This window comes from Apibacter sp. B3935 (genome assembly GCF_009827705.1).
Lineage (GTDB): Bacteria > Bacteroidota > Bacteroidia > Flavobacteriales > Weeksellaceae > Apibacter.
Genome location: NZ_WINL01000002.1, coordinates 80226 through 102492 on the forward strand (window position 1 = coordinate 80226; position 22267 = coordinate 102492).

General features: G+C 31.9%; 17 protein-coding genes. 8 read left to right on the forward strand and 9 right to left on the reverse strand.

Going from position 1 to position 22267, the window contains the following annotated elements:
• Window positions 1-158: 158 nt before the first annotated feature.
• Complete coding sequence (gene pepT, locus GFV00_RS03300; RefSeq protein WP_160557231.1) at window positions 159-1406, forward strand: peptidase T; 1248 nt, start codon at window positions 159-161, stop codon at window positions 1404-1406.
• 19 nt (window positions 1407-1425) lie between these two features.
• Window positions 1426-2982, forward strand: coding sequence for a S8 family serine peptidase (locus GFV00_RS03305; protein WP_160557230.1), 1557 nt, complete (start codon window positions 1426-1428; stop codon window positions 2980-2982).
• Between the two features lie 59 nt (window positions 2983-3041).
• Here the strand turns inward: GFV00_RS03305 and GFV00_RS03310 are convergent, their stop codons facing one another.
• The 9 genes from GFV00_RS03310 to GFV00_RS03350 form a co-directional block, all read right to left on the reverse strand.
• Entirely contained in the window at window positions 3042-4973 is a 1932-nt protein-coding gene (locus GFV00_RS03310; protein WP_160557229.1) for a site-specific recombinase, read from the reverse strand.
• 136 nt (window positions 4974-5109) lie between these two features.
• Window positions 5110-5589, reverse strand: a complete 480-nt coding sequence (locus tag GFV00_RS03315; RefSeq protein WP_105297932.1) for an ankyrin repeat domain-containing protein — start codon at window positions 5587-5589, stop codon at window positions 5110-5112.
• A gap of 85 nt (window positions 5590-5674) precedes the next feature.
• Complete coding sequence (locus GFV00_RS03320; RefSeq protein ID WP_160557228.1) at window positions 5675-7114, reverse strand: catalase; 1440 nt, start codon at window positions 7112-7114, stop codon at window positions 5675-5677.
• Window positions 7115-7794: 680 nt separating this feature from the next.
• Window positions 7795-10116: an ATP-dependent helicase gene (locus tag GFV00_RS03325; protein ID WP_160557227.1), complete on the reverse strand. Its 2322-nt coding sequence runs from the start codon at window positions 10114-10116 to the stop codon at window positions 7795-7797.
• A 164-nt stretch (window positions 10117-10280) separates the two neighbouring features.
• Window positions 10281-11873 (reverse strand): phosphoenolpyruvate carboxykinase (ATP), encoded by a 1593-nt coding sequence (gene pckA / locus GFV00_RS03330; RefSeq protein ID WP_160557226.1) that lies wholly within the window; start codon window positions 11871-11873, stop codon window positions 10281-10283.
• Between the two features lie 209 nt (window positions 11874-12082).
• Window positions 12083-13273 carry an ABC transporter permease gene (locus tag GFV00_RS03335; RefSeq protein WP_160557225.1) on the reverse strand — a complete coding sequence of 397 codons (1191 nt, stop codon included), beginning with the start codon at window positions 13271-13273 and terminating at the stop codon, window positions 12083-12085.
• A complete protein-coding gene (locus tag GFV00_RS03340) occupies window positions 13266-14432 on the reverse strand; it encodes an ABC transporter permease (protein WP_160542024.1) in 1167 nt (388 codons plus the stop codon). The genes GFV00_RS03335 and GFV00_RS03340 overlap by 8 nt, the downstream gene beginning before the upstream one ends.
• On the reverse strand, window positions 14432-15424 hold the full coding sequence (locus GFV00_RS03345; RefSeq protein ID WP_160542023.1) for an HlyD family secretion protein: 993 nt from the start codon (window positions 15422-15424) through the stop codon (window positions 14432-14434). The genes GFV00_RS03340 and GFV00_RS03345 overlap by 1 nt, the downstream gene beginning before the upstream one ends.
• Window positions 15425-15433: 9 nt before the next feature.
• Window positions 15434-16807, reverse strand: a complete 1374-nt coding sequence (locus tag GFV00_RS03350) for a TolC family protein (RefSeq protein WP_160557224.1) — start codon at window positions 16805-16807, stop codon at window positions 15434-15436.
• Window positions 16808-16973: 166 nt separating this feature from the next.
• Here GFV00_RS03350 and GFV00_RS03355 point away from each other — a divergent pair, with 166 nt between their 5' ends.
• From GFV00_RS03355 to GFV00_RS03380, 6 genes are all read left to right on the forward strand, one after another.
• The gene (locus GFV00_RS03355) at window positions 16974-18041 is read left to right on the forward strand and encodes an NADH:flavin oxidoreductase/NADH oxidase (RefSeq protein WP_160557223.1); all 1068 of its coding nucleotides are present in this window, start codon (window positions 16974-16976) and stop codon (window positions 18039-18041) included.
• 119 nt (window positions 18042-18160) lie between these two features.
• Window positions 18161-18523, forward strand: coding sequence for a DUF1573 domain-containing protein (locus GFV00_RS03360; RefSeq protein ID WP_105297941.1), 363 nt, complete (start codon window positions 18161-18163; stop codon window positions 18521-18523).
• Window positions 18524-18552: 29 nt separating this feature from the next.
• Window positions 18553-18957 carry a DUF1573 domain-containing protein gene (locus GFV00_RS03365; protein ID WP_160557222.1) on the forward strand — a complete coding sequence of 135 codons (405 nt, stop codon included), beginning with the start codon at window positions 18553-18555 and terminating at the stop codon, window positions 18955-18957.
• A 158-nt stretch (window positions 18958-19115) separates the two neighbouring features.
• Window positions 19116-20156 carry a hypothetical protein gene (locus tag GFV00_RS03370; protein ID WP_160557221.1) on the forward strand — a complete coding sequence of 347 codons (1041 nt, stop codon included), beginning with the start codon at window positions 19116-19118 and terminating at the stop codon, window positions 20154-20156.
• Between the two features lie 16 nt (window positions 20157-20172).
• The gene (gene purH, locus GFV00_RS03375; protein ID WP_160557220.1) at window positions 20173-21681 is read left to right on the forward strand and encodes a bifunctional phosphoribosylaminoimidazolecarboxamide formyltransferase/IMP cyclohydrolase; all 1509 of its coding nucleotides are present in this window, start codon (window positions 20173-20175) and stop codon (window positions 21679-21681) included.
• A 71-nt stretch (window positions 21682-21752) separates the two neighbouring features.
• A complete protein-coding gene (locus tag GFV00_RS03380; protein WP_160557219.1) occupies window positions 21753-22160 on the forward strand; it encodes a hypothetical protein in 408 nt (135 codons plus the stop codon).
• Window positions 22161-22267 lie beyond the last annotated feature (107 nt).

The window sequence follows — 22267 nt, forward strand, 5'->3', positions numbered from 1 at the left end:
AATCCAATGATTTTAATTAAAAATATAACTAATTAAATGATTTAATTCCATTAGACTCAATAAAAAGTTTAAGTGTTCATCTATATCATTTATTAAATCTTTTAATAACAAATATATTTTTTTATAAATTTGATGAAATTATCACTATCTATTAAATAATGTCAACAAATTTAACCTCACAATGGGAAGATAAACTTCTTAATCGTTTTTTAAAATATGTTAGCTTTCATTCTACCAGCGAAGCAGGTATAGAAAAAATACCCAGTACTGAAAGACAATGGAATATAGCCAACTACATTTTCAATGAATTAAAATCCATAGGATTGGAAAATGTTTCCATTGATGAAAACGGTTATGTTATGGGTTTTATTCCTTCAAACAGTTCTCAAGAATTACCAACCGTGGGATTTATATCTCATTATGATACTTCACCTGATTTTTCAGGAGAAAACGTAAAACCTAAAATTTGGAAGAATTATGATGGTAATGATTTACTTTTAAATAAAGTCACCGGTTTTACATTAAAAGTTTCTGAATTTCCTGAGCTTAAAGATCACATGGGAGAAACTTTGATTACTACCGATGGAACCACCTTACTAGGAGCTGACGATAAAGCCGGAATTGCAGAAATAGTAACCGCTGCGGAATATTTATTACAGCATCCCGAAATTAAACATGGAAGAATAGCCATTGGATTTACTCCCGATGAAGAAGTTGGAAAGGGTGCCGATTTGTTCGATGTAAAAAAATTTGGTGCTAAATGGGCGTATACTGTAGATGGCGGTGAAGTTGGTGAACTGGAATTTGAAAATTTTAATGCCGGAGGAGCTGTCATATCAATTACCGGTAAAAGTGTTCATCCCGGATCTGCAAAAGGAAAAATGATTAACGCGTGCTTACTGGCTGTTGAATTTGCAAGTGCCATGCCTTCAGATGAAACACCGGCAAATACCGATGGCTATGAAGGATTTTATCATTTGACAAAAATTACCGGTAACGTGGAAAAAGCTCAATTGCAATATATCATTCGTGATCATGACTTTAAAAAATATGAATCAAGAAAAGCCTTTATGAAGGATGTTAGCACGAAACTTAATTCCAAATATGGCGAGGGAACTTTTAATATTGAAATTGAAGATCAATATTTCAATATGAAGGAAAAAATTGAAGATAAAATGTACATCATTGACATTGCAAAAACCGCAATGGAAAAGGTTGGAGTTACCCCTAACATTAAAGCAATCAGAGGAGGCACGGATGGTTCTAAACTTTCCTATATGGGATTGCCTTGTCCGAATATATTTGCCGGAGGTCTTAATTTTCACGGACCTTATGAATTTGTACCTTTAGAATCTATGATTAAAGCAACTCAAGTAATAATAGAGATTTCTCAAAATATAAAGTAAAAATTAAAATTCACTCCGTATGAAAAAAAAATATGCTGTTCTTTTTTACCTTTTTTCTCTACTTTTTATAAATGCTCAAACAGGTAACAAAATTATTGTTAAGCTGAAAGATAGTTCTCATGGAGAATTGAATCGCGCGAATAAAGAATCCGGCATAAATAGATTATTTTCGTCGAGTAAAGCAGAGAAAATCGTACTGAGCGAAAAAGACCATAATACCATTTACACCGTAGAATTCCCGGAACATTCTGATTTAAAAAAAATTATTGAAGAATATTATAAAACCGGAGAAATTGAATACGCCGAACCGGACTATATTTACACTACTCAAGTTCAATCTACAACTGTTCGCCCAAATGATCCGTATTATAAATATCAATGGGGATTACATAATGATGGATCGATTTCAACCGCTATAAATAATTATCCTTCCAAAATAGGTGCGGATATAAATATGGAAAAAGCCTGGGAAATTGAAAAAGGGAGCGATTCTATAATTGTGGCAATAATTGATACAGGATTAAATGTAAATCATCCGGAACTTAAAAACCGATTCTGGTCTAATATAGGTAAGAATTTTATCGAGAATCAAAACCCAAACGACTTATCTTCCACCAATGACCATGCAACCAATATTGCGGGTATTATCGCAGCAAATGCTAATGATGGTATGGGATTTGCCGGAATTGATTGGTATTGTAAGCTTATGATTCTAAAAACTTTGGATAACGACGGTTCCGGGTATACAACTGCTATTGCCAATGCAATACATTACGCCGTTGATAATGGCGCAAAAGTAATAAATTTGTCATTGGGAAGTAGAAATTATTCCCAATTAATGAGCGCGGCGATTGAAAAAGCCATAAAAAATAATGTAGTCGTAGTAGCAGCTATGGGAAATGATAATAGCATTCAAGAAAACTATCCCGCAGCCTATCCCGGTGTTATTGCGGTTGGAGCTATAAATGCTGAATCTAATCGTTCTAAACCTTTTTTTCGCACATGGAATACCGGAAGTAATTATGGAAATCATATTTCTGTTGTAGCTCCCGGAGATGTTATTTGCAGTATACATGATAATTCAATATTTAATCTAAATAATTGCTTAAGTGGCACTTCACAGGCTACTCCTCATGTAGCAGGATTGGCTTCTCTACTTTTGGCTCAAGATTCACGCAGAACTCCTGCCGATATTAAAGCTATTATTGAAAATACAGCTGACGACCAAATGGGTAATCCTCTAGAAGATACACCCGGTTGGGATAAGTATTACGGATATGGAAGAATCAATGCTTATCGTGCTCTTTCAGAAAAAATTATTGATGAAAATGATGATTTAAATAAAAAAAGCGTAAAAATATATCCCAATCCGGCTAAATATAAATTTACTTGTGATTTTCCTTCAAATACTACACAAATTACCATTTTTACTAATTTGGGACAGATTATTCAATCTAAAACTATTAACGGATTGACTAGTGATAGCTTTTATATTTCCCAACCGGGAATATATTTTATACATTTTCAATTAGATGACGGTAAAAAAATTTCCAAGAAAATAAGTATTATAAAATAAATCCTAAGAGATAATGGATTTTAAAAACAACTTTCGGAAGATCACTGAAAGTTGTTTTTTTATTCTATTGGTAAGAAAAAACGAGCCGGATTTTTTATAAATAATTTTAATGCTGAATAAAGTATTTTTCCCATTTCTTTAGTCGGCACATTAACGGATTTCATAGCAACCCATAATGATAACGAAAAGCTTACCAGAAAGTTAAATAATCCTATCCCGAAAATCCCAACAAATCCTAAAATAAAGTCTCCGCATGAAATATCAAAGTTAAAAAATGATAAGGCCATTGCATAATTACCTCCTGAAAATGTAATATGGCGAATATCGAAAGGTACGCCTAAAAAATTACCGATCAGAAATGCGCTCCCCAAACAAAAACCTAAAAAAACATTTCCCGAAATACCTCCTATTTTTTTATTATACCAATTGGCCCAACTCCTTCTTCTTTTTTCTTTGACAAAACGTTTTAGTAAAGGATGATTATAAAGCCTTTCCGGTATATTGTGATAACGGGTATAATTTTCTGTGATTCCTGATATTAAACCGGATATAAACAAAAATAGACCGGCAATGGAAGCAAACCAAAAAATTTTAAAATCAAGATGAACCACTTCATCTCTAAAATCGGTTGCTTTATGTAAGTTTAATAGCTGAATTCCAGTAAAATACGACAAAAAGTAATATAATCCAACGCCAACAATAAAAGCTGCAAAAACATTACCAATAAAAGCGATAAACTGGCTTCTGAATATTCTTGAAAATAACAATCCAAACTCTGTATAATCATTGGCAGATTTTTCATCTTGATTTAAAGCATGAGCCAATGTAGCCGCTGTCATGGCGGGTTGCTTGGTTGCTAAAGTCCAATGGATTAAGTATATAGAAACAAATCCCCAGGAATAATTTAGACTGTACAATAAGGCTTGGATAAAAGGCGTATACGTACGCATACCTATTTGAGCTTTTATAAAACACAAGATAGCCACCAAAAAACCTCCTCCCATTGCAGAATAAAGCATTTGGATGTATTCTTTTGATGTATTGGTTATGTATTTTTTACCCGCTTGTCTATTGTGCCATGTAACTAAAGAAGCGACTACATAAAGTGTACTTTGAAATGAGTTCGTAACACTACTTTTTGTTGAGTATATACCCAATAATTTTTTAGTAATGTTAGCCATTGCAAGGGATAAAGATTTATTATCCAGTAGATAAAGAGCATTTAAAAGTATAAGTATACGATCCAATTGTTGTCTTAAACAGGTTACTTTAATCGTAATCGGTAAAGATATACCTTTACTTTCTTTTTGATCAATGATATTATCTAAGTAAATTTTACATAATTTGATTTGATCGGATAAAGTATCTATTTTTTCTTGATTTATAATTTCATGATCTTGTAATATCTTTATAAGACTGCTGGTTAATTTTTGAAATGGGTTTTCTTCAATATTTCTTATGTAACTCATTTTAAAAACTTCAGTATCCGCAGCTCCTCCTATAACCCTATCAATTAATATGAGTGCTCCTTCTCTGATTTGTTTAATTACATATCCCCTATTACAAATAATTACATCATCGTTAAATAAAACTTCATAAAATTTTTCCCATCGGTCCAGCGGAATCAATTTCATGAAATTATGGTTTACATTAGAATAAAGAACTTCATTAGCTAATGAGAGCAGCGTTTGGTCATCAGAAATTTGAGGTAAAATTTTGTTACCTATTTGTCTGAAAAATAATGATATCAGTTTATCATTAGTAAATATTCCAAAATCCGTTAAAAATTTCTGCATGTATATATTCCTGAATAAAGGAATAAGACGCCCGATAAATTTTTCTTTTATAGAATCATTAGTATGTAATAAGTTGGTAATATAGTCTATAAAATCAATAGAGTTATCAAAATTTTTTCTACCATATTTTAGTAAACTCAGTAAAAAATTACGCTCTTCTCTATTATTTAAAATCTTAATTAATTTCTCTTCCATCTTTATCTTCCGACTAACTTTAATATCTCATTTTATATATTGTATTTTTATCTGTAAACTCTATGAACAAGTGCATATCGTCATAAAATAATTATAACGATATACAAGTAAAAATAAATATATTGAATTTATAAAGTTAATATATCTTTTCCAATAAAGCGGATATTTCTTTTAAACCTTGAATTTTTGCATGAATAGCAGGGGTATTCCCTCTTAAATCTGCGATCGATGGATCTGCTCCACTTTCTAATAATAATTTAACAATGGAAGGACGATTAAATGAAGCAGCATATATTAGTGCAGTAGCTCCGCTATAATTAGTTTCATTAACGTTTGCGCCTGCATTTATTAATTTATCAGCAATGGTATCAAACCCTTTAAAACATACTCCCATTAATGCGGTATTACCCGAAGCATCTTTTTCATCTACCCTAGAATCAAATTCCAATAAATAATCAACGATTTCCTCATGACCATAATAAGTAGCTAAAAGTAAAGGATTATAACCGCGTCTGTCTTTATAGGTTAATAGAGATAAATCTTTTTTCAAAATTTCAGTTACAAGATCTAAATTGTTATCTCTTATTGCTTGAAATAATACTTCTGGATTTCCCATATAAAAAATATTAAAAAAAATCTGCCGAATAGTATTTCGGCAGAGTAAAAGTTTATTAGTGAATATTAATTTTTAGTGTATTTTTTTAAATTCCAAGTGCTTTTCTAACACCATTTCCGTATTCAGGATCTGCTTGATCAAATAATCTTAATTGTCTTTCAATTATTTCTCTGGATACACCTTGCATAGCATCTTTGATATTATTAAAAAGTCTCTGTTTTTCTTCTTCCGTAAATAATCTAAATAAGTCTCCGGGTTGCTTAAAATCACCATAAGTATCATTTTCCTCAAAACGATTTATATCACCATGGATTTTATAAGGCGGTTCTTGAAACGAGCGATCTTCAACCGGTCCATTTTTAGAATTTGGCTCATAATAGGCATCCGGATTTTCGTTTAAATTTTCAAAAAAACGCATTTGTCCGTCTTTATAATAGGGATTGTTCTCTGATAAAGGATGATTTGCTGGTAAAAACTCATAATGAGTTCCTAATCTATAACGGTGCGCATCAGCATAAGAGAAAATTCTGGCTTGTAAAACTTTGTCCGGTGAAAAGGATATTCCGGGAACTATATTAGATGGTGAAAATGCTGCATTTTCAATGTATTGAAAATAATTGCTCGGATTTTCATTTAATTCCATAACTCCAATTTCAATTAAAGGATAGTCTGAATGAGGCCATACTTTTGTTAAATCAAAAGGATTATAAGGAGTTTTTAAGGCATCTTCTTCCGGCATGATTTGAGCATAAACGGTCCATCTGGGAAAATCTCCTTTTTCGATTGCCCCGAATAATTGTTCTTGATAATATTCTCTGGTTTTACCGGTAATATCTTGTGCTTCTTGATTGGTTAAGTTTTGTATCTCTTGTTGAGTTTTGAAATGAAGTTTAAACCAAAAACGTTCTCCATTATTATTCCAAAACGAAAAAGTATGTGAACTGAATCCATGCATATGCATCGGGCTTTTAGGTATACCTCGGTCTGACATCAATATGGTTACTTGATGTAAGCTTTCCGGAGTCAATGACCAGAAGTCCCACATGGCTTCACTTGATCTTAAATTTGTTTTAGGGTGTCTTTTTTGTGTGTGTATAAAATCAGGAAATTTATAACCGTCTCTAATAAAGAATACCGGTGTATTATTTCCAACCATATCCCAATTTCCTTCTTCTGTATAAAATTTCAGTGCGAAACCTCTAACATCCCTATCTAAGTCTGATGCTCCAGATTCACCTGCAACCACAGAAAAACGTGCCAACATTCTGGTCTTTTTCCCGATTTCTGAAAAGATTTTTGCCCGTGTGTAGCGGGTAATGTCATGAGTCACCGTAAAGGTCCCGAAAGCCCCCCAACCTTTAGCGTGAACTACTCGCTCCGGTATACGTTCTCTATTTTGATTGGCTAATTTTTCAATTAGTTGATAATCTTGTATTAGAACCGGACCTCTTAAGCCTGCCGTCAATGATTTTTGATTATTAGCTATCGGATTTCCAGCAGTAGTAGTCAACTTCTCGTTGCTCATTTGAATTGCTCTTTAAGTGTTAATAAAGTTTTTTTTGAGTGTTTAATAAACCTTTACATCAAATCAATTGATTGATTTTAATATAGTATAAATATTCCTCATATTATAATATTTATATGCAATATAGCTATTACTATGCCAAATTACAAATTATTATCCAATATTATTTTCACTTTTAAATTTTAACATTTTGTATATAAAAAAATATTAACAGTATAATTAACATATTAAAATACATATAACAAATATTATATTGATTATAATAATAAAACATAATATTATAGTAATTAGTAAAAATTATATGATTTTTGTTAGTAATATAAAATTTTAACGTTTAAATAAATCAATTTTTCAATTTCCTTTAAAAATTAAAAAAATAATTTTTACAATCTTACCCATTTTTATACTAGATATTTCATTTTTAATTTTTTATAAAGACATAAGAATAGATAATTTGAATTATTTAGATATTAGGTTTTAAAATTAGGTAAGTCAACATTCATAGATATTTTATTGAAATCCGCAACTCTAAATAGAGTGAAAATAATTCAAAACGATTAAACAAAAAAAAACGGTTTTATCAACCGTTTTCATTAACTACATATTATTATTAATTTTTCTTTCTTTATGGTGTGAATTTTTTTTGCAAAAAGATTAAATATATTTTTGAAAATAGTTATTTATTCTAAAACCTTGAGTTTAGCAAATTTTAACAATAATTTTTTATCTCCCTCATTTTCAAAATTTATAAGTGCTTTAGCATTTTCGGTATCTCCTTCAATAGATACTACTGTACCTTTACCGAAACGGTCATGCAAGACATGATCTCCTATTTTTAAGTTGGCAACCGAACCACCTACCGGATTAGCTAATTTTGCATTAGATATAGGCTTTAAGTTTTGCGGTGATTTGATCGGATCTTTCGACTTCTGATAAATAGGATTGGGTCCTTTAGGATATCTAGGTGCGAAATCATCGGAAAAGATATCCGAGTTCAATCCCGAATTATTTCTTATCGAATTCGTAAAACTGATATTCAAAACTTCCAAATGCTTTTCACTGATTTCCTCCAAAAATCTACTCGGCTCTCCATCCACTATTTTACCCCATCTGAAACGTGTGGTGGCATACGTGAAATAGGCTTTTTCTTCAGCTCTTGTTAATGCTACATAAAATAATCTTCTTTCTTCTTCTAATTCCTGACGGGTGTTTAATGACATTTGAGAAGGAAATAAATTTTCTTCTAAACCAACTATAAAAACCACCGGAAATTCCAACCCTTTGGCTAAATGGATCGTCATTAATGAAACTTTATCATCGTCTTCTTCACCTGAATCTAAATCTGAAGCCAAAGCTATATTTTCCAGGAAAAAATTTAAACTTGGATCCCCATCATCCAGCTGTCTTTGTTCATCTACAAATCCTTGTAAACTGTTTAATAATTCTTGTATATTTTCTACTCTTGAAATTCCTTCTGGTGTGTCGTCTTCTTTTAATGTTTTTAGAATTCCTGAGGTAACGGCAACTTTCATGGCAACTTCATATACGTCTTCCGTCTTCAGTAAAACTTGAAAACTTTTAATCATAGTCCAAAAGTTGACTAATTTATCAATGGTTGGTTTGTTTAAACCTAAAGAATTTCCTAAAAACTCAATCTGTTCCAGAATTTCATCCAAAGACTTTTGCTGTTGATCTGCTCCTACAATTAGCTTGTTTACAGTTGTATCTCCTATACCTCTTGCAGGATAATTTATAATTCTTAATAGGGCCTCCTGATCTTTTGGATTCACTAATATTCTTAAATAAGCCAAGAGATCCTTAATTTCTTTTCTTTGATAAAAAGAAAGTCCTCCAAATACTTTATACGATATATTTTTCTTTCGTAAGGCTTCTTCTATAGCTCTTGATTGGGCATTGGTGCGATAAAGTACGGCAAAATTTTTATTTTTTTTCTGTTGAGACATTTTCAATGAAAATATCTCTGATGCTACATAATTTGCTTCATCCGCATCCGAGAGAGCTCTATAAACAGGAATTTTATCTCCTGAAGGATTTTGCGTCCATACATTTTTTTCAAGTTGATCCCTATTTTTGGCAATCACCTCATTCGCTGCTTCCACAATAATTTGTGTGGATCGATAATTTTGTTCCAATGGAATTATTTTTGCATCCGGATAATCTTTTTTGAAATTTAGGATATTTCTAATATTTGCTCCCCTAAATGCATATATAGATTGTGCATCATCTCCAACTACACATATATTTTCAAATCTGGATGCAAGTGCTTTTACAATTAAATATTGTGAATGATTCGTATCTTGATACTCATCGACCATAATATAGCGAAAACGGTCTTGGTATTTGGCTAAGGATTCCGGAAAACGGGTAAGCAATTCATTGGTTCGAAGCAAAAGGTCATCAAAATCCATCGCTCCCGATTTGAAACAACGATCTACATAGGCTTGATATATGTGACCAATTTTTGGTCGCATAGCGGCAGTATCTGCTTCAATTAATTCCGGTTTATTAAAATATGCCCGAACCGTGATTAAATTATTTTTGTAACTTGATATGCGTCCTAAAACTTGCTTGGGTTTATATATATCAGTATCAAGCTGTAGTTCATTTATTATTTTTTTTATAACATTAAGACAATCCTGTTGATCATAAATAGTAAAATTAGAAGGAAACCCTAATTTATTTGCTTCTGCACGTAAAATTCTCGCAAAAACGGAATGAAATGTTCCCATCCATAAATTTTTAGCTTCAGTTCCTCCAATTAATGCAGCTATTCTTTCTTTCATTTCTCGTGCTGCTTTATTCGTAAATGTAAGCGCAAGAATATTAAAGGAATCTACTCCTTTATCTATTAAATGAGCAATTCTGTAAGTTAAAACCCTGGTCTTACCTGAACCTGCACCTGCTATTATCATTAAGGAGCCTTCTGTTGTACTAACTGCCTGTTTTTGAACTTCGTTTAAATCTGCAAATAAATCTTTCATACGAAGTCAAAGTTAGGAATTATTCATTAAATTTCTATATAGTGATTTTGAAGTTAAATCAAATTTCAACGTTTTTAAATTTCTAATGTTAACAATTTTAATTCAAAAAAAATTCTCTGATTTTAACTAATCAGAGAATTTAATAATGTGATTATTTTTGTTATTTATAATTTCGGTCCTGCTGCTACTAATTTTTTACCTTCTTCAGTATCCGTATATTGTTTAAAATTTGCAATATATTTAGCTGCTAAGTCTTTAGCTTTTGTTTCCCATTCTGATACATTAGAATAAGTAGTTCTTGGGTCTAATATATCGGATACGTTTGGTAATTTAGTAGGGAAAGTCAGATTTAAATATGGGATTGTATTAGTAGCTGCTTTCTCAATAGATCCATCAATTATAGCATCTACAATAGCACGAGTATCTTTTAAAGATATACGTTTTCCTGTTCCGTTCCATCCGGTATTTACTAAATATGCTTTAGCTCCATGTTTTTTCATTTTAGAAACCAATGTTTTTGAATACATGGTTGGGTGTAACGAAAGAAATGCTTCACCAAAAGCCGGTGAGAAAGATGGTAAAGGTTCTGTAATTCCTCTTTCAGTTCCTGCTAATTTGGAAGTATATCCACATAGGAAGTGATATTGTGCTTGTTCTTCATCTAAAATAGAAACCGGAGGCAATACTCCAAAAGCATCTGCTGATAAATAAATTATTTTTTTAGCATGTCCGGCTTTAGAAGGAAGAACAATCTTATTGATATAGTAAATAGGATAAGATACACGGGTGTTTTCTGTAATAGATTTATCTTTAAAATCTACTTCTCCATTTGATTTTACAACAACATTTTCTAATAAAGCATCTCGTCTGATAGCTCTCCAAATATCCGGTTCTTTTTCCTTGGAAAGGTCAATTACTTTTGCGTAGCAACCTCCTTCATAGTTAAATACTCCATTATCATCCCATCCGTGTTCATCATCACCGATTAGATAACGTTTCGGATCAGCAGATAGAGTAGTTTTTCCTGTACCTGATAAACCAAAGTAAATGGCTACATCTCCGGCTTCTCCAACGTTTGCTGAACAGTGCATAGAGGCCATTCCTTTTAAAGGTAAATAGTAATTCATCATGGAGAACATTCCTTTTTTCATCTCTCCTCCATACCAAGTTCCTCCAATAATTTGTACTTTTTGGGTAAGGTTAAACATAACAAAGTTTTCTGAATTAAGCCCTTGTTCTTTCCAGTTTGGATTGGTAACCTTAGATCCGTTCATAATAAAGAAATCAGGCTCTCCATAGTGTTCAAGTTCGTATTGAGATGGACGTATAAACATATTGGTAACAAAATGTGCCTGCCATGCTACTTCCATAACAAATCTGACTTTCATTCTTGTATCTTTATTGGTTCCACAATAAGTATCAACCACGTACAATTTTTTATTAGAAAGTTGTTTAGCTACTAAACCTTTTAGATTATCGAAAGTTTGTGGAGTTGTTGGTACATTAATTTTACCATCCCACCATATAGTATTTTCGGTTACTGAATCTTTTACAATATATCGGTCTTTTGGCGAACGTCCGGTGAAAACTCCTGTTTTTACGGCTACGGCTCCTGAAGTAGTTAATTCTCCTTTTTCATACCCCTCATTTTTAGGATCCATTTCCGCTTGATATAGTTGTTCATAGGTTGGATTGTGAACAATTTCTTTAATACCTGAGATTCCATGTTTCTCTAGTGATTTTATTAAGTTTTCCATAATTTAAAATAAATTAATTTCTTTTTTTTTGTATATACAAATCTAACAATATAAATCTACATATTTTTTTCTCTTATATATGATATAACTCACTAGTCGAAAAAATGTAATTATTAAAAAATTAAAATTTATGGCAAATTATCAGAATATTAAAATAACAGATCCCTGCTTAGTTTGAGTATTATGTTTTAAAGTGGCTTATTTTTATCTTATTTGCTTAAATTCACATAAGCTAATCTTTTTAATGTTAACGCAGCAATTACAAAATAAATCAGACACATGATCCACATTTGAAACCATAGTTCTTTTATTTCTATAAGTGAAGCTCCCGATTGGGTTATTTCCAAAAAGCCTTTTACGGCTAACGTTGTCGGAAATATATAGGATATTACTTTTATCCATTCTGGAAATGCCAGTGTAGGCCAAGATACCCCGCATAGAAATAATGAGGGGATAGAAAATATAGTGACGATCATAATGGCATCTTCTCGTTTTTTAAAAAAGTTCATCAAAAATATTCCTAAAAATGTAACGGAAAAGAGAAAGGGAATTAAAAATACAAATACCTCAAAAGGATTACCCCGTTGTGGAAATTTAAAAAGTCCCATAACCAATCCTACTTGAATTACCATCAAGATCATTGATATTAACAAATAAGCACCTGATCTACCCAACAATACCGGAATAGTTCCCAACGGCTTTTTAATAAAAGGGTATAATTTCGTATATGATTTTCGTTCTCTTTGTGTTCCTCCCAAAACTCCCATAGCAGAAATTTGCAGCGTTTGTATGGCAATTAAAAATACAACCGGCATAACAAAAGTTGCATACCCCGAATCTATGTTAAATAACGGAACGGATACCGTATCAATAGGTCTTCTTGAGGCAACTGCTTGTTTTTGAGGCGTTCCACCTGCCATCAATTTATTAACTTCAATTTGAGCACTATAAGTTCCTATAGAAGCGGTTACAGAAGTTAAAAACTGTTTGTAATAAAGCATGTATGATGCATCACAATATACGGAAATAGAAGGCACTTCCCCTTTTTGTAATTTTCTGGTAAAATCTTTAGGTAAAAGAATAATACCTTTAACCTTTCCTAAATTAAAAAGATTTTCAGCTTCTAATAAGCTGGTTGCAGAATGATCTATTTTAACCTGTTGAGATGAATTTACCATTCGTGTAATGGTATGAGTCATCTGTGACTGGTCCTGGTCTACAACAGCTATGGGTATTTTAGTAACTATTTCATTAGAATAAATATATGAATATAAAAAGCCAACTATTATGGGACTAATAAGATAGGATGATTTTACGGCTGCATCTGAAAATATAAGACGAATTTCTTTTACAAATGTTTTGCCTATTACCGATATATATTCTACTACATCTTTAAACATAATATCCTCCTTTTTTTAATAATCGATTATAGCCGGGCATGGACGCAAATCCTATCAGACAAAATATCATAAAAGCTATTATATAACCGAAGTTAAGACTACCTATCGCAATTCCTCTAACGGCATAATCAATAATAAACCGCAAATAAGAAGTAAATGGAAACGTATAACTCAAATATTGTATCACATCCGGTAAGCCTTCCTTAGGAAAAGTATATCCGGTAAAGGAAAATGCTATGGCTGAATAAGAACCGCCTAGGGTCAAGGCCGAACGCAAATCTTTATTAAAGCTGACGTAAAATAATCCAAATAACTGACAAACGATTACAAATACTATAAAATAAATATTCACAATAAGAAAATTACCTCTTAAAGGAATTCCTATTTTATAGTACAATAAACTATTCATAAAAAAACCGATTAAAGAAAACAAAAGGGTATACGGTAAAGTTTTGGCCCAAAATGAAACCCATACATTTCCTCTACTTTTTACATATAGTTCTCTGCCTTTTCGGTCTTTCAGTACTGATCCTAACACATAGATTGATACTACCATGACTATTATTTGCAAGGCCATAGGCATTAAAGCAATAGTAAGATAATAGGAATAGTTTGTGTAGGGATTAAACAGTATATGTTGTTTTGAATTTATGGGAGATGTAGCTGCTAAAGCTTGTTTTTGAGTTAGTCCTTTTTGTGTTAAGCCACTGATGTGAGCTCCGGCAGCAAAAGATCCTACCGTTGATTGAAAGGCTTTATTAATCAATCCACCGGCTAAGAGATAGTTATTATTGTAATAACAAGCTACCTGAGTATCGATGTTTCTATAAATATCATTTTCAAAATTTGCCGGAATAATTATTAAGGCAAAAGCCTTATCCGTTCGTATCATTTTCTCCCCATCTTGTTGATTCTCCACTTCAGCCACGATATCCATAGAAGATGTAGCATTGAGCATCCTTCCCAATTCTCTGGATGTATTCGATTTGTCTTGATCTAATAAAACAACGGGAAATTTTCGTGGTACTCCTTCCTGCAAAAGACTAGCATAATATAAAAACAATCCACAAGGCAAAATTACAGCCAAAAACATTAATCTTGGACTGGTCAAAAGCCTTTGAACCTCATTTAAAAATATGGAAAAAAAGCCTTTTTGCATTAATCTTTTTTCAATGATTTTTCATCAACTAAGGCACTCATACCGGGTCTTAAGCCTTCCACTTTTTCCATGGGATATGCTTTAATCTCAAAGGTTTTCATATCAAAATCGCCTTGAGTTTTGGTAGCACTCCATGTAGCAAAGTCTCCTTGAGCGGCAATATATCGAACTTGTAATTTTATTTTTTTATTGTTTAACGCGGGAATTTGTGCTTCGAAAGTGGAACCTTTTTTAAAACTTGACATTAAATTCTCTTTGATGTTAAACACCACCCAAACATCATTTAAATCAACCAGATTTACAATTGGATATCCCGCACTTACAACCTCTCCTCTATTCGGAATTATTTTTAATACTTCGGCATTTGAAGGTGAAAGTACTTTAGCTTCTTTTTTATAAGCTAATACCTCTTCTATTGCTCCTTGCGCTTGGTTAACTTGTGCAGATGCTGCTTCTTTATCCTCACTTCTTGACCCATTTATTGCCATTTTATAATTTGCATAGGCTGCTTTCTCTAATTCTCTGGAAGCCTTACTTTGAGTATAAGCTTCATCTCTTTTTTGCGCAGATATTACTTTATCGTTATATAAATTCTGCATTCTTTCATAAGTCTTATCTGCCAGCTCTGCTGATGCTTTTGCTTGTTGCCATTGATTGTAAGCTCCTTGTATTTGTTCTGTTCGAGTTCCTTTTTTAGCTTTTTTGTCTTGTGCTTCAGCTGCAGCTTTTGCAGATTCTGCTTGTACTAATTTAGCATCTAACTCCGGTGTACTTAAGACAGCCAACAAATCTCCTTCTTTTACCATGTCTCCTTCTTTGATTAGCACCTGTTCTAGTCTTCCCGCAATTTTAGGTGATACATTAATTTGAGTAGCATCTACTTGACCTTGAATGGTTACTTGGGTCGGTTTATTCATAAACCATATAGAAAGGCCTATTATGGCTACAATTATTATGATACTTATGATGGAACTTATAAGTTTACTTTTCATATAAAATGATTATTGATTCGTATATTTTATAAAATCTTGACTTAATCCGCTATATTCTAATAAAGACGCTAAATCGACCACATAATTATAACTGGCTTGTATTTTTTGCAACTTTATACCCGATAAATTAACTTCAGCATCGACCACATCTGTTGAGGTTTGAACCCCTTCTGAAAATCCTTTTACTCTCACTCGAAGTAATTCTTCTGCTTGAACTATTTGAACATCTAAGTTTTGTATTTGTTCTTCTTGTTTTTGTATGTCTTGAAATATTTTTTCAATCAGAGTCCGAATGTCTTTTTTAGCTTTATCTTGAGAATATAACACACTTTCTTTGGTTGCTTTTGCTGATTTTATTTCATTTTTGTTTTGCAGACCGTTAAAAATAGTGTAGGTCATTCCTACTCCCAAAGACCAGGGTTTTCTATTTTTTTTCATACCTCCTATCGGATTGTTATGAATTAAAATTGAATTTCCTAAGGCTGATATGGTTGGATAATAGGTTGATTTTTTAGATTTAATTGATTGTTCGGTTAATTCAACTTGAAGTTGAAGCTTTTGTAATTCCGGATAATTTTCAACGGCGAAATCCTGGTAATAATCTAACGGATGTAAATAAGGAACAATAAAAAATGGAGTTGTTAATTCTTCATTAACTTGATCTATTCCTAAGGTATTTGCCAATGCTACCCTTGCCAATTCAGCATCTTTTTGAGCGGCAAGATATTGTCGATTAGCTTCTGATACGGCAACATCTGCTTGAAGTTTTTCAACAGGTGCTATCAATCCTTGTTGTTCCATTTTAGTTGCATTATACAAATGTTGATTCATTCCGTCCAACACTTGTTTTCTTACTAAAAGTGCATCTTCAGCTAGTTTAACTTGAAAATATCTTTCGGCTAATTCCGAAATCAGCTTATTTTTAATACTTACTAACTCTTTATTTCCTATTTCTGCCTTTAATTTTGAAGCTTCAATTGCGGCATTAATTTTGCCCCCTGTGAACAATGGCCAAGTAAATTTAACTCCTCCTAAGGCTATATCTCTTTTGAGGAGATTTACATCCCAATTTCCTAATTCTTCAGGATCTGAAATATTTAAAGCATCCGCAACTTCTGATCTGGCACCATTTAAATTTGTTCCAATTTTTTTATCTCGGTATATACCGGCACCAAAAATGTCTAATTGAGGAAAACGTAATCCTTTATAAGATTTTAAGTCAAATTGATAGGCTTCTTCTTGCTTCTCGGCTGCTTTAATCAGATTATTTTCTTTATACATAATAATCTGAGATTCAGAAAATGATAGTGATTGAGAACAGAGTCTTAAAGATATGCTAAAAGCTAACACTAATGTCAAGGAATTTCTGATATATCCTATCATACTTTTATAAATATTATAATTACAAAAATATAATATTTTTTAATATAATTTATTTTTAATTGGGGTATCCATTGTAAAGTTATTAACTTTGATTTATATATATTTTAAAAACAACATCATAGTTATTATATATTATCTAAAAAAACAATAAAAACCTAAAAATAGTATGTCAAAATTATTTAAACCTTTATCTTTAGAAGGTAACACGCTAAAAAACAAGATCATAATGTCTCCCATGTGTCAATACTCTGCTCATGATGGTTTTGCCAATAATTGGCACTTAATACACTATGGAACCCGTGCGGTGGGAGGAGTTGCGGCAATTATTCAAGAGGCCACTGCTGTTTCCCCTCAAGGTAGAATTACCTATAAAGATTTGGGTATTTGGAAAGACGAACATATTCTTAAATTAAGTGAAATTGTACAATCAATTCACGATAATAACTGTTTAGCGGGTATCCAATTAGCTCATGCAGGACGAAAGGCCAGTACTCCTATTCCTTGGCTTCCCAATGAAAAACTGGATGAAGGATATAAGAAATGGGCTATAGTTGCGCCTTCACCTCTTCCTTTCGACGGCAATTCCCAAAAACCAAGAGAACTATCTATTGATGAAATAAATATCATTATCAATGATTTTAAAGAAGGAGCAGAAAGAGCTGTGAAAGCAGGTTATGATATTATTGAAATACACGCAGCTCATGGATATCTTATTCATGAATTTTTATCTCCTCTTAGTAATGTAAGGAAAGATGATTACGGAGGTAATTTTCAAAATAGAATTCGATTGTTGGTTAGAATTATAGAAGCAATTAAACAAATACTTCCTAAAAGAATTTCTCTATGGGTTAGAATTTCTGCCACCGATTGGATAGAAGGCGGTTGGAGTGTAGATGAATCTGTAGAATTGGCCGAAATAGTAAAAAATTTAGGTGTAGAGGTCTTGGATGTCTCATCCGGTGGTTTAACTCCCCATGCTAAAATACCCAATAAACCTAATTACCAAGTGCCTTTTGCCAATAAAATAAAAAATAATTCTGCCATAATAACCGGAACGGTTGGATTGATAACTCAAGCTGTTCAAGCAGAAGAAATACTCGAAAATAACGAAGCTGATTTAATTTTCCTGGGTAGAGAGCTGTTACGTAATCCATATTTTGCTTTGGAAGCCGCCCATATTTTAGAAAAAGACACCTTATGGCCCCTACCCTATGAAAGAGCTAAATTTAGATAAGACCTTCTGTTTATGATTTCAAAAAATTCATTTTTATTACCAATTATATTACCAGATGGTATTATTTTTGAAAATAAAATTAAGCTAAAGTGAATTTAAAATTTTATATCTTTACAAGTATGAAAAAAACTGCTATATTAGTTTTTCTCCTATTTTTAGGAAGTTTCATTTCCGCTCAATCTATAACATTCAGTCAAGATCAGATAGATTATGGAATAATTAAAAAAAATTCTGACGGTAATCAAATTTTCAAATTTACCAATACAGGTGACAAACCTTTGATTATTTCCAACGTTAAATCATCATGTGATTGTTCTGTACCCTCATGGACCAGAACTCCTATTTTACCGGGTAAATCAGGTGAGATAAACGTTAAGTATAATACAAAGAATCTTGGTAAATTTTCCAAATCAATTGAGGTATTCAGTAATGATCCTAAAATTTCAAGAAAACTTTTAAAAATTAAAGGGGAAGTTCAATAGTTAAAAAAATAGTTAAATATATATCAAACATGAAAAAGTTCGTTTTAAGTTCGGCATTCCTATTGGGAGCATACATTTTCAGCAATGCTCAGGAAATTAAAATTACCAATTATGAAAATAATACGGTAGATTATGGGAATGTAAACAAAGGATCTAATGGCAAAAGAATTATAAAAATTCAAAATGTGGGAGATAAACCGTTAATTATTTCCAATATAAACACTTCTTGCGGATGTACGGTACCTCAATGGACTACAGAACCTATCGCTCCCGGAAAAAAAGGAGAAATTACGGTTACCTACAATACTTCTAATGTAGGAAGATTCAGCAGAACCATTACCATATCTTCTAATGATGAGAAAAAACCAAATTTACCGGTAAGAATAGAAGGTGTTGTTTTAGCTCCTGAAACCAATCCTAGTACTGATAAATAATTGTAATAATTTATAATACTTAAAGTAAGGACATTGCATAGTTCAGTGTCCTTTCTTTTTAAAATTAATAGTCTTTTTATACGTCTGTATATATGTTTTTTGTAGCTTTGTGTTTTCACACTAAATTCATTATTTACGTCTAATAATTTCTTATTTACATGAAAAAGATTGTTAATATTTTTCTTTTTTTAGTTTTTTTGATAATTGTTGCCGGATGCATAATGCCATCTTTTCTTCCCAAAAAAATAGAAATTATAACTACTAAAGAATTTAACAATCCAATCAGTGAAGTCTTTGCGGAATTTAATGATCTTGAAAATTACGCTTCTTGGGGGTTATTAATTAATGAAGATTCTGTTAATACTCGGATAAATTACTTTGCCCCTTATAAAGGTACAGGAAGCAGTTTAACTTGGAATAATGCTAAGGACCATTCCATAGGTAAAGGAGAATATAAAATTTTAAAAAGCAAAGTAAACAACACCATAAAATCTCAAATAATTTTTGTTGAAAACGGTGTAGTTTGTATCGAGGATATAGATTTTCAATCAAATGGAGGAGTGACCGATGTAACCATCCACCTCACAACAGAAAATTTTACTTATTTTACTCGCATTTTTGCTTATTTATATTCTCATAAATTGGAAGAAAGCTTAAATAAAAGTCTTGATAAACTTTCTATACTATTACAGAATGGGCGATCCAATAAACAACTCCACGAAGGTGATGCTGAATATATTGATTTTAAAGGAATTCAAATGATAGCCATTAAAAATGAAACTTCCACAAATGCCGAGGAAGTTTATAAAGCTATGTATAAGTCTTTACATGAAATATCAAATTATTTAACAGATAGTTTAAAATATTCATATAAAGATATTGAAAATCCTATTATTTATTACAGTACTTTTGACACATTGGCTAAAAGTACTATTTTTTATACAGGTTATCCCGTGGAATCTAATATAAACCCTCCTAATTCTGTTATGAGCTTGATAACTCTACCTGCCGGAAAAGCAATCACTACTCCTATAAATGAAAACGTTCATACCCTTTTTAAAACCCGTTACACTTTAGATAAATATGCTAAAGAAAATGGAGTTAAACTTAAAAATAGTTACTGGGAAGAATATCAGGATATCCCTCAATCTGTAGATGATGATGTAAAAGGAAAAGCCTTTTATTTAATTACCGAATAAATGTAAAATCAAAGTAATGAAAAGAGCTTTAATAAGTGTTTCAGACAAAACCAATATAATTGATTTTTCAATTTTTTTACAATCTCAAGGGTATGAAATTATTTCAACCGGTGGAACTTATAAGCATCTTAAAACCAATGGCCTTAATGTCACCGAAGTTAGTGAATATACCGGTTTTCCTGAAATATTGGATGGAAGAGTTAAAACGTTACATCCATCTATTCATGGAGGGATACTGGCTTCCAGAACAAAAGAAGAACATTTACAATCCATTCATGATCTTAAAATAAAAACTATAGATCTGGTTATTGTGAACTTATATCCGTTTTTCGATAAATTAAATAAAGGATTATCAGAGCAGGAAATGATAGAATTTATTGATATAGGCGGACCTACTATGCTACGATCTGCAGCAAAAAATTTTCACTTTGTAACGGTTATATCTCAAATTGAAGATTATAGTTTAGTAATAGAAGAGTTAAAAAAAGATGGAAATACTTCTTTAGCTACACGAAAAAAATTGGCCGGTAAAGTGTTTAACCTGACATCTTCTTATGATGCAGCCATATCCGCATATCTATTGCAGGATGATTATCCTCAGTATTTGAACACTTCTTTTGAAAAGGTTGAAAATCTAAGGTATGGAGAAAATCCCCATCAAAAAGCAGCCTTTTATATAGATAAAACCAAAAACGGAGCTATGAAGGACTTTGAACAATTACAAGGCAAAGAACTTTCATTTAATAATTTCCGAGATATGGATATGGCATATAAGGTTGTTAATGAATTTTCAGAAATTTCCTGTTGTGCGGTAAAACATTCTACTCCCTGTGGAGTAGCACTGGGTAATACTATAGTTGAAGCTTATCAAAAAGCTTTTGAATGTGATCCAATTTCAATTTTTGGAGGGATCATCGCTTTTAATCGAACAGTTGATGAGGAAACGGCTCGTTTATTGGTAACCGTTTTTTTAGAAATAGTTATTGCTCCATCATTTACGGGTGAAGCTTTACAAGTATTATCTTCTAAAAAAAGTTTGCGCGTTATAAAAGTAAACAACCCTGTATCGGATTCAGTTGAATTCGTTAAGGTCGATGGCGGTTTATTAGTTCAAGACGTGGATCATGCTTCAGCTACTAATTTTACACAAGTAACAAATTCAGCTCCTGACAAAAAACAATTGGAAGATTTGATTTTTGCTCAAAAAATAGTTAAACATGCCAAATCCAATGCTATTGTGGTTGCTTCTGATTTCCAAGCCCTGGGTATTGGTTCGGGACAAACTAATAGAATATGGGCGGCTCAAGAAGCAATTGAACGTGCCAAAGAAAAAAGAACCGATCATTTGGTTTTAGCTTCTGATGCATTCTTTCCCTTTCGAGATGTAGTAGATACCGCCGCAAAGAATGGTATAACTGCTATTATTCAGCCCGGAGGTTCCATACGTGATAAAGAAAGCATTGAGGCTTGTAATGAATACAATATTCCTATGATATTTACGGGAATACGTCATTTTAAGCATTAGTATCATTGATTTTTATATCATGCAATTAATTTCAACCGGCCAATCCAAATAATTTTTTTTATCTTTACTTGATGAAATTAATTCAGTCTATACTTTTGATTTGCTTGGTTTTATTTGCAAATCTTAATCTCTTCATATATCAAAATTGGTGTCACGGAGAAAATATTGGCTATACCATTAATTTTAAAAAATTTTCCAACGAATTAAAACATTCTGAGAAAAAGGATTATCCTTCTTTTGAAAGAGATTTTTGCTGTAAGGACGTCCTAATAAAATCGAACGAAAACAGCTTTTTTTCATTTGATTCCAATTTTCAACATTTAATTTTTACATTTTTAGGAATTATTCCTAATGTAAATTGGAATCTATTTAATTGGGTATCTTCTCAACAAGAGGGTATAGCACAACTTTATTGTAACCCTCCTCCCCCTGTTTATCAATTATATAAATTTTATTGTCGTTATACCTACTACGGATAATGTATATTTTTTCATGGTTCAGCTTATTCTATTTTATATAAGATAGGATAAGATGCATTATTGTTTATAATCAATATTCAGTAATGCCGGTTTAAAAATCAATTTTT

Bases quoted from the DNA above. Each gene is read 5' to 3' on its own strand.
- GFV00_RS03310 (WP_160557229.1), bottom strand. From the start codon at position 4,973: ATGGAAGAGAAATTAATTAAGATTTTAAATAATAGAGAAGAGCGTAAT.
- GFV00_RS03315 (WP_105297932.1), bottom strand. From the start codon at position 5,589: ATGGGAAATCCAGAAGTATTATTTCAAGCAATAAGAGATAACAATTTA.
- GFV00_RS03325 (WP_160557227.1), bottom strand. From the start codon at position 10,116: ATGAAAGATTTATTTGCAGATTTAAACGAAGTTCAAAAACAGGCAGTT.
- GFV00_RS03370 (WP_160557221.1), top strand. From the start codon at position 19,116: ATGAAAAAGATTGTTAATATTTTTCTTTTTTTAGTTTTTTTGATAATT.
- GFV00_RS03340 (WP_160542024.1), bottom strand. From the start codon at position 14,432: ATGCAAAAAGGCTTTTTTTCCATATTTTTAAATGAGGTTCAAAGGCTT.
- GFV00_RS03360 (WP_105297941.1), top strand. From the start codon at position 18,161: ATGAAAAAAACTGCTATATTAGTTTTTCTCCTATTTTTAGGAAGTTTC.
- GFV00_RS03365 (WP_160557222.1), top strand. From the start codon at position 18,553: ATGAAAAAGTTCGTTTTAAGTTCGGCATTCCTATTGGGAGCATACATT.
- purH (WP_160557220.1), top strand. From the start codon at position 20,173: ATGAAAAGAGCTTTAATAAGTGTTTCAGACAAAACCAATATAATTGAT.
- GFV00_RS03305 (WP_160557230.1), top strand. From the start codon at position 1,426: ATGAAAAAAAAATATGCTGTTCTTTTTTACCTTTTTTCTCTACTTTTT.
- GFV00_RS03320 (WP_160557228.1), bottom strand. From the start codon at position 7,114: ATGAGCAACGAGAAGTTGACTACTACTGCTGGAAATCCGATAGCTAAT.
- GFV00_RS03380 (WP_160557219.1), top strand. From the start codon at position 21,753: ATGAAATTAATTCAGTCTATACTTTTGATTTGCTTGGTTTTATTTGCA.
- GFV00_RS03350 (WP_160557224.1), bottom strand. From the start codon at position 16,807: ATGATAGGATATATCAGAAATTCCTTGACATTAGTGTTAGCTTTTAGC.
- GFV00_RS03345 (WP_160542023.1), bottom strand. From the start codon at position 15,424: ATGAAAAGTAAACTTATAAGTTCCATCATAAGTATCATAATAATTGTA.
- GFV00_RS03355 (WP_160557223.1), top strand. From the start codon at position 16,974: ATGTCAAAATTATTTAAACCTTTATCTTTAGAAGGTAACACGCTAAAA.
- pckA (WP_160557226.1), bottom strand. From the start codon at position 11,873: ATGGAAAACTTAATAAAATCACTAGAGAAACATGGAATCTCAGGTATT.
- pepT (WP_160557231.1), top strand. From the start codon at position 159: ATGTCAACAAATTTAACCTCACAATGGGAAGATAAACTTCTTAATCGT.
- GFV00_RS03335 (WP_160557225.1), bottom strand. From the start codon at position 13,273: ATGTTTAAAGATGTAGTAGAATATATATCGGTAATAGGCAAAACATTT.